Source organism: Alloalcanivorax marinus, from assembly GCF_016906305.1.
Classification (GTDB): Bacteria; Pseudomonadota; Gammaproteobacteria; order Pseudomonadales; family Alcanivoracaceae; genus Alloalcanivorax; species Alloalcanivorax marinus.
Window position 1 is genome coordinate 1 of record NZ_JADDOL010000047.1, and the last position, 5,000, is coordinate 5,000.

General features: G+C 67.0%; 7 protein-coding genes and 1 tRNA gene. 3 read left to right on the plus strand and 5 right to left on the minus strand.

What is annotated here, in order from left to right; genetic code table 11:
* Positions 1–124: 124 nt before the first annotated feature.
* The 5 genes from IM760_RS18630 to IM760_RS18650 are packed head-to-tail and all read right to left on the minus strand — an operon-like array spanning position 125 to position 2,731.
* The gene (locus tag IM760_RS18630) at positions 125–1,111 is read right to left on the minus strand and encodes a glycosyl transferase family protein (protein ID WP_204431729.1); all 987 of its coding nucleotides are present in this window, start codon (positions 1,109–1,111) and stop codon (positions 125–127) included.
* A 3-nt stretch (positions 1,112–1,114) separates the two neighbouring features.
* Positions 1,115–1,372: a hypothetical protein gene (locus tag IM760_RS18635; protein WP_204431730.1), complete on the minus strand. Its 258-nt coding sequence runs from the start codon at positions 1,370–1,372 to the stop codon at positions 1,115–1,117.
* Between the two features lie 16 nt (positions 1,373–1,388).
* Positions 1,389–1,703 (minus strand): DsrE family protein, encoded by a 315-nt coding sequence (locus IM760_RS18640; protein ID WP_204431731.1) that lies wholly within the window; start codon positions 1,701–1,703, stop codon positions 1,389–1,391.
* Positions 1,696–2,052, minus strand: a complete 357-nt coding sequence (locus IM760_RS18645) for a DsrE/DsrF/TusD sulfur relay family protein (RefSeq protein WP_204431732.1) — start codon at positions 2,050–2,052, stop codon at positions 1,696–1,698. The genes IM760_RS18640 and IM760_RS18645 overlap by 8 nt, the downstream gene beginning before the upstream one ends.
* The gene (locus tag IM760_RS18650; RefSeq protein WP_204431733.1) at positions 2,045–2,731 is read right to left on the minus strand and encodes a Bax inhibitor-1/YccA family protein; all 687 of its coding nucleotides are present in this window, start codon (positions 2,729–2,731) and stop codon (positions 2,045–2,047) included. The genes IM760_RS18645 and IM760_RS18650 overlap by 8 nt, the downstream gene beginning before the upstream one ends.
* A gap of 151 nt (positions 2,732–2,882) precedes the next feature.
* Between IM760_RS18650 and IM760_RS18655 the strand changes: the two genes are divergently transcribed.
* From IM760_RS18655 to IM760_RS18665, 3 genes are all read left to right on the plus strand, one after another.
* Positions 2,883–2,972 (plus strand) — tRNA-Ser (locus tag IM760_RS18655).
* A gap of 103 nt (positions 2,973–3,075) precedes the next feature.
* Complete coding sequence (locus IM760_RS18660) at positions 3,076–3,762, plus strand: TetR family transcriptional regulator (protein WP_204431734.1); 687 nt, start codon at positions 3,076–3,078, stop codon at positions 3,760–3,762.
* 111 nt (positions 3,763–3,873) lie between these two features.
* The gene (locus tag IM760_RS18665) at positions 3,874–4,905 is read left to right on the plus strand and encodes a 2,5-dihydroxypyridine 5,6-dioxygenase NicX family protein (RefSeq protein ID WP_204431735.1); all 1,032 of its coding nucleotides are present in this window, start codon (positions 3,874–3,876) and stop codon (positions 4,903–4,905) included.
* The last annotated feature ends 95 nt before the right edge of the window (positions 4,906–5,000 follow it).

The window sequence follows — 5,000 nt, forward strand, 5'->3', positions numbered from 1 at the left end:
ATGGTAGCTAATCATCTCCCTGCGGAGAGACACAAGGAGCGACTTCAGTCGCGATGAAGCTGGCGCTCGCCTCTGATCGCGGCTAAAGCCGCTCCTACAGCGTTTTTCCAGACGTACGCCGTCTTTAGAATGCCTGGCGGTCGCGGGCTTCCCAGAGGGCGTCGGCGGCTTTCAGGCCCTCTTCCAGGGACGCCACCTTCTCCAGCCCCCACAGCACCGTGGCCACGGTGCCGCGAATCGCCGCCACGCCGTAATCGTCGCCGGTCTCGCCGCGCCACACCGCGCGCACATGGGTGGGAGATACCTCCCCCGGCGGCGCCTGGCGGGGCAGGGCGGCGTCCAGCACCGCCTCCGCCGGCTCTCCGTGGCGCAGGCCGGTCAGGGCGGTGCGCGCGTCCGGGCGGATCTCCGGCTCGCCGCCTTCGCCCTTGAACAACAGCAGATGACGGTCGCCGCACAGACGGGCGGCGCCCAGATGCAATTCCAGGTAGGCGGGATGGAACACGCTCTGCATGCTCAGCGGCGCGCCGGCGGGATTGAGGCTGCGAGCCAGGGTATTGATCGGCGAACGCAGACCCAGCTCGAAGCGCAGCATCAGCAGATCGGCCAGGGGGGCGCAGAAGTGATCCAGACCCAGATAGGTGAGCCCGTCCCGTTCCAGCTGCGCGCCGGCCTCGGCCACCGAGCCGGGCAGCGCGAAGCCCAGCTCGGCGAGCATGTCGTCGCTGTAGCGCCGGTGCGGCGTATGGGCCGGGCCGCCGTGCAGCAGGATGCGCACGCCGTGGCCGGCCAGCAGCCGCGCGGCGGCCAGGTACCAGGGATGGTGTTTTTTCTTGCCGGCGTAGCCCGGCCAGTCCACGTCCACCGGCGGCAGGGCCGCCAGGCGTTCCGCGCAGCGGGGCCGGCAGGCGTCGAGAAAACCGGCCAGCTCCTCCGGGGTTTCCTCCTTGACGCGCAGTAGCATCAGGAAGGCGCCCACCTGGGCGTCGGTGGCCCGGCCGTCCAGGATCAGGCCCATGGCCTCGGCGGCTTCTTCGCGGGTCAGGCTGCGGCGGGCGCGCTTGCCGCGTCCCAGGGTGCGGACATAGGGGGCAAAGGCATGTTCAGTCATGATTCAAGGGTACCAGCTGGTGACCGGTCCGTGTTCCGCCATCAGCGCCACGAAGCGGTCGTGATCGATGGTCTCCAGGGCGGCGGGCGGTCGCGCCGGGGCGGCGCCTTCCAGCACATAGCCGGGGCCGCGCAGGGGAAAGGCCGCCGCCACCAGCCCGCCGCCGTCGGCGAACACGCAGACGTCGCCGTCCCGATAGAGCGCCAGGCAGGCTTCCGCCAGCGGAGCGTCCAGGGTCTCGAAGGCAATCAGATGCAGCATAGCGGCTCCGTCCGGGTCAAAGCACGATGACGCGGTCGGCGTCATCACGGAGGGTGGCCAGGGCGGCCCGCTCCAGCCACTGGATCGAGGCCGGTGCCCCGTCCCGATAATGGGCCCGGTCGGCCACGCAGGTCACGCCGAAGCCGGTCAGCTCGGCCAGCAGTTCGTCGCCGTCGGCCCGCCGGGCCAGCACCGCCACGGTATCGGCGGCCAGCCACACCCGGGTGGGCAGGGCGAAGGCGGCGCCGGTGAGCGCCATTTCCACGCTTTCCCGCCAGCGCCCGTCGCGGCCGGGCACGCCCTGGATCAGATAGAGTACGGAATCAGCCAAAATGCACCACCCGGCCGCCGTGATTGAGGGCGTCCACCCAGTCGCCGAGCCCCACCAGTTGAAAGCCCCCGGCCAGGGTCGCCTCGGTGACGCCGCGCTTGTGGGCGGCGCCCACGCACACCGAGGCCGGCGGCGCGGTGTCGCGCACCCACTGCTGCCAGGCCCGGGCGGTCTCGTCGGCGCCGCCGTCGGTGTTCAACAGCCGATGGGCGAGCAGCACGCCGTCGCCGTAGAAAAACAGCCGGTAGAGAGAGTAGGGGGAATTCTGAAGAGCGCGGGCGGTATGCAGGGCGGTGAGGGCGCCGGGCCGCTGGGGCCCGGCGGTCACCAGAAGACTGAACTCAGTCATTCCCGCTGAGCGCGGTAAGAATGTTCAGCAGGGACAGGAACAGGTTGTAGATGGACACGAACAGGGTGACCGTGGCCATGATGTAGTTGGTTTCGCCGCCGTGGATGATGGCGCTGGTCTGCCACAGAATCAGCAGGGAAGACAGCAGCACGAAGGCGGCGGAGACCGCCAGGGCCAGGGCCGGGATATTGAAGAACATGGCCGCCAGACCAGCCAGGAAAGCCACCAGCACACCGACCATGATGAAGTTGGTCATGAAGCTGAAGTCCTTGCGGGTCACCAGGGCGATGGCAGACATGGCCACGAAGATGGTGGCGGTGCCGCCCAGGGCCAGGGATACGATTTCCATGCCGCCCTGGATCTGGGCGTACATGTTGATCAGCGGCCCGGTGGTGAAGCCCAGCCAGCTGGTCAGGCCGAACACGGCGAGGATGCCCCAGCCGCTGTTGCGCAGCATGTTGGTGGCGATCAGCAGCACGAAGTAGACGCCGATGGTCAGGAACGGGTTGATGTAGCCCACGCCGGCGGACATGGCGAACAGAGCGGCGCCGGTGGCGGCCATCAGGCTCAGGCCGAGCAGCATGTAGGTGTTCTTCAGCACCTGGGCGGCGCGTTCGCCGGTGACCTGGACACCGCCGCCGCGGACCGGCGAGGCGTAGGGATTCGGGTGGTTACTCATAATCGGACTCACTGCTTGAAGGGCATTACCCGGATAATAGGGACGTGCGCGCCAAAATCAAGATTTTCCCGTTGAATCACGCAGTTAGGACAGGTTTGTTGACGTGGGGGCGTTGACTGGCGGAGCGTCTCAGGTATGATGTGCGCCGACCGGAGAGGTGGCAGAGTGGTTGAATGCAGCGGTCTTGAAAACCGCCGAGGATTTGCGTCCTCCGTGGGTTCAAATCCCACCCTCTCCGCCAGACAGGAAAGGCGCCCTCGCGGCGCCTTTTTTATTTGCGCCCCGGGCGGTTTTATTTCCGCCTCGGGGCGGTTTCACTGGCGCCCGGGCGGCGAACAGCGGAGGTGACCACCGCCATGGTGGAAGCGAAGGCATCGGGCAAGCGACGCGGACCGGGGCGGCCCAAGGACGACCAGGCGGTGCGCGAGGTGATCCTGGATCAGGCGGAGCTGGCCTTCGCCGAGCACGGCTTCGCCGGCACCAAGGTGCGCGACATCGCCCGGGCGGCGGGCGTGAACCAGAACATGATCCGCTATTACTTCGGCACCAAGGACGAGCTGTTCGATGCGGTCTACCGGCGCCACGGCGGCGTCATCTCCCGGGGCCGCCATGAACGGCTGGATGCGCTGCTGGCCGACGACGGGCGCCCCACCGTGCCACAACTGATCCACGCCTACCTCAAGCCTCAGTGGGACATGAAATACAGCGGCCCCGGCGGCGCCGCCTTCGTGCGTCTGCAGGCGCGCCTGCACGCGGAGCCGGCGGAGTACGCCCTGCGCCTGCGCCGGGAGGTGTACGACGATTCCCTGCGCCGTTATATCCAGGCACTCTCCGAGGCGCTGCCCGGCATCCCCCGGGAGGTGATCAGCGTGCGCATGGCGTTCCTGGTGGGCACCTATATGTTCATGCTCAACGACCTGGGCCGGCTCAACGACCTCACCGACGGGCAGATCGGTGAACCGGGCCGCAACGAGATGCTGCGCCAGCTGGTCCTGTTTCTCACCGCCGGGCTGACCGCGCCCCTGGAATAAGCCTCCGGTGATTCGTCGGTGTGCTGATTATCGGCCTTGTAATTATACGAAATTATAATTTATGCTCGGAGGCAATGTTATCCCCATAACGACGACTCCGGGAGAAAGATCATGGATCCCATCAGCTTCGCGGATATCTGCCTGCACCAGCTCAAGATGTCCGGCGTCCATGAGGGCGAGAAAGTGGTTGTCCTGACCCAGGGCAACGAACGACTGGACTATGCCGACGCCTTCATGGCCGCCGGCCAGAAGCTCGGTGCGCGCATGTACCACATGCGCCTGCCGGCGCCGCCGCCCATGGGCGGCTGGGTGGTGGGCCAGACCGGCCTGGCGGCGCTGCCGGACGCGGTGGAAGCGCTCAAGCAGGCGGACATGCTGATCGACTGCATGTTCCTGCTGTTCTCCCCGGAGCAGATGGCGATCCAGGCCGCCGGCACCCGCGTGCTCACCGCCGTGGAACCGCCGGAGCTGCTGGCGCGGATGCTGCCTTCCAAGGAGCTGCGCGAGAAGGTGGAAATCGCCGGTGAGCTGCTGGCCAAGGCCAAGGTGATGCGCATCACCTCGCCCCACGGCACCGACGTGACCTACAAGCTCAACACCTACCCGACCATCATGGAATACGCCTGCACCGATGAGCCCGGCCGCTGGGACCACTGGCCCTCCGGTTTTGTGTTCACCGGCGGCGACGACGACGGCGTGGATGGCCAGATCGTGGTGGCCCCGGGCGACGTGCTGCTGCCGCAGAACATGTACGTGCGCGACCCGATCACCTACACCATCGAGAAGGGCTGGATCACCGATATCCGCGGTGGCCTCGACGCGGACCTGGTGAAGTCCTACATGGACAGCTTCAACGACGAGCGCGGCAACGGCATGAGCCACGTGGGCTGGGGCATGAACCCGGACGCCAAATGGCACCGCATGACCCCGGGCGAGTTCCCCGGCGGCATGGGCATGGAGCCGCGCAGCTTCTACGGCAACGTGATGTTCTCCACCGGGCCCAACAATGAGCTGGGCGGCAGCAACGACACCGCCTGCCATCTGGACATCCCGATGCGGGACTGCTCCCTGTTCCTGGACGACGAGCCGGTGGTCATCGACGGTGACATCGTGGTCAAGGAAATCCAGATGGAACGCCGCTAGGCGCGCCGTCCGGACCCTCGAAAAAAGCGGCCCCCGTGGCCACTGCTGTCCCACAGTTGGCGGCCTCATAGGGCGAACCTCATTTGAGGTTCGCC